Source organism: Rhodoferax sp. GW821-FHT10B06, assembly GCF_059415605.1.
In genome coordinates this window covers 1-3,117 of the sequence record NZ_JBWKNO010000035.1, presented here as the reverse complement: position 1 = coordinate 3,117, position 3,117 = coordinate 1, and the positions used below count along the sequence as shown (strand labels likewise).

Sequence of the window (3,117 nt, the reverse complement as noted above, 5' to 3'; positions counted from 1 at the left end):
GGCAGCGGATACCCCACCCGCCCCGGCCCCTCAAACACCTTCTGCGAAGCATGCACCGTAATCTGCCCCGGTGCGGTGGTGGTGATGTTCCCACCCTCAATGGTGATACTCGCCCCCGCGGCGGTAGCGATGCGGATGCGCTTGGCTGCGGCCCAGTCAATATGGGCGTTGGCACTTATTACATCCACCTGGCCCTTGGCCTGGACTTTGAGTTCCCCCGCCTGGGCCTGCAGGTCGATGTCGTCCTTGGCGGCGATGAGCTGCAGGCCGGTGTTGTTGGTTCCTGCTTTGACGGCCCCGGCCAGCATGCCGATGGCCTGGCCGGTGTGCACGCGCAGCTGGCCGCCACTGGCGAATTGGCTGTCCTGGCCGCTCATCAGGCTGGTGGTCTCGCCGTTGTTGAGCTGGATGTTCTGTCCGGCGACCACGCCCAGGCCGCCGCGTGCGGCAATGCCCAGTACTGCGTCGGTGCTGTGCGGTAGTTTGCCGTCGCTGGCCTGGGTGCTTTTGGTGGCGGCGTCACTTTGGGCCTGGGCCAGGCTGGCCGGGTCCAGCATGCCGCTGGCGGCGGTGTACAGGGCTTGCAGGGGGGCGGCTTGGTCGTTGAGTGCGCTGGCGTTGGCTTTTGTGCTGCCCACATGGCTGGCCAGGGCGACTGTCTGGTGCGTGGTGGCGGCCTGGCTGAAGGAGGCGGCCAGGGTGCTGGCCTGTTTGAGCAGGGCCATGCCTGCGCTGTTGTCGCCGGCCGGGTCGCGGCGGCTGGCGCTGTGCTGCAGTGCATAGCTGCTGATGAGCAGGCCGGCGCCGGCGCGGATGGCGCCATAGGCGTCGGTACGCAGCTCGGTGCCGGTGCCGCGCAGGCTGCCCCGGTAGTTGTCTGCGGTGTGCAGCAGATGGCCCAGGTTGAGCTCGGTGGCGGCTTGCGTGGTTTTGAGCTGGATCCTGCCCTGGGGACCTTGGCCGTCTGTGTCGTCAAACACCAGCTGGTTGTAGCCGGTACCACCATATTCCTTGCTGCGGATACCCCACTGGGCACTGGCGTTGCGTTGGCCAGACGGTCCACTGCCTGCCGCAGCGCCATGCCAGACGGGGCTGTGCCCGCCCGAGCCCGTGCCGACCAGATTGCCCTGGCCGCTGTAGCGGGTGTCGCTGGCGGCGTCGAACACGCTGGTGTCGGCATCGGCGTCCTGGGCACCGCCGGGGGAGGGCAGCACACCGCCTTCGCCCTGGCCGTTGTAGAGGGCCGCCACTGCGATGGGGCGGTCGATATCGCCTTCCAGAAACTGCACCTGCACCTCCTGGCCGATGCGGGGGATGAACTGCACGCCCATGCCGGCACCACTTCCTCCGCCCGCGCTGCGCTGCAGTACGCGGACCCAGCAGGTGCGGGCGTCGTCACTAGCGTCATCACTGCCCTGGCCCTGCCAGTGGAAGCGGATGCGGATGCGCCCCAGGCGGTCGGTAAAGGTCTCGTCCGCCCCGCTGGGGACTGTCTCGCCCTGGGCGCCGATGACGATGGCGGTCTGGCTGCCCCAGGCGGTGGGGCGCGGGTTCAGCCGCAGGCCGGTGCCATCGGCCAGCACCGGGCGCCAGGGTTGTTGGGCGGCGATGGCTTCGAAGCGGTTGGCGTAGCCCAGCTTCTGGGCCTGGGCGATGAGGGCGGAGGTGGGGATCAACTCCACACGGGTGCTATCGAGTTCATAGCTGCTTGCGCAGGTGAAATCTGCGCTAGAGGCTGTTTTGTCTTGAATGGAAAACTGCTGCAGAAGCTCGCTCAGCAGCTGCGGCACCGGGCCGAACAGCTCGGCAAGAGCTTCCTGGGCCGGGCGGGGCAGGTTGTTGATGCCGATGCTGGTGACGCCGAGCACCAGCAGTTCGGGGTCTTGGTTGCTGTTGGGGTTGCTGTTGTCGGTGTTGGTTGCGTTGCCGGTGCCAGACATCTGGCGCGGGCTGCCCACCAGGGCGAAGCGGGTGCCGGGGCGCAGGGTGCGCACGGTGCTGCGGCCCTGCCAGCGGCTGCGCTGGCTGTGGTGGGCCTGGGCGATGCGGTCGGCGGCGGCGCGGGCCTGGGCGGCGTCGGCAAAGGCGTAGCTGCCGGGGCTGTCATAGCTCTCCAGCTGGGGGGCGTTGGGGCCGCCGCTGAAGGGGACGTTGCTGGGGAAGAGGGGGATGCTGACGCTGCTGGAGGCCTTGGCTTTGTAGTCAAAGCTTTGCAGGCTGAGGCGGGCCGGGGGCAGGCTGCTGCTGTGCACCAGGGCCTGGATGGCGTCTTGTTCTTCCAGCGCGCTGGCGCCGTGGAAGCGGATGCCGGCGCCACCCAGGGCGTGGGCGCTGGTGGCGTCTTCGGGGCAGGCGCTGGTCTGGCTGGAGTCGGCGAAGAGCACCAACTGGTGGCTGCTGGGGGCGGAGTCGCTTTCCTCACTTTCCTCGATACGCCAGCCCAGGCCTTCTTCGGCCAGCAGGCGGGAGACGAAGGCCAGGTCGGTTTCTCGGTACTGCACGCAGTAGCTGCGGGGTGGGGTGTTGCGCAGAAAGGGGGCCACCTCGTCGCTCCAGCGCCAGGCGGCCACGGCCTGGTAGCTTTGGAAGACGGCGTCCACGATCTGGGTGGTGGACATGTCTTGCCAGACCCGGCTGCTGCGCGACTGGCCCAGCAGCCAGATCCAGGGTGCCACGCGCAGGTGGTAGCGGGCCAGGCCGCCAAAGCTGCCCAGCTGGGCGGCTTGCACCACCAGGCCGGTGAAGGGGGTGCGGCTGCCGTCCGACAGGCTGGTCTGCAGGCTGGCGCGTTGGCCCAGCAGTTGGTCGGTGGCGATGTCGGCCTGGGTGCTCAGGGCGATGATGTCGCGGCTGCCTACGCTGTGCAGCGACTCGCTGGCCGCGAAGGCTTCTACCAGCAGGCTGGGGGTCTTACTGGAGGCGGCTTCTGGCGCGCCCAGGGTCAACTCGTACAGGCGGCTCGTGCTGGTGAATGCTTGGAGCAGGGCGGTCAAATCGGTGGGCATGGGGTGGGCGTGCGGTGGCAAGGGGCCTTGTGGAGGGCCGCAGTTTGCCGCGAAATGCGCCCCTATCCCGTGCGCCTAGGCAATTTACGAAAGCAGCTGTAACCGCTTGTCC

1 protein-coding gene is annotated in these 3,117 nt (G+C 68.2%); it reads right to left on the bottom strand.

Annotated elements, in window-relative coordinates; all coding sequences use genetic code 11:
• Nucleotides 1-3,005 (bottom strand): type VI secretion system Vgr family protein (locus AC07O2_RS25905; protein WP_495234986.1); only part of this gene is annotated, 3,005 nt, incomplete at its 3' end.
• Nucleotides 3,006-3,117: the final 112 nt, after the last annotated feature.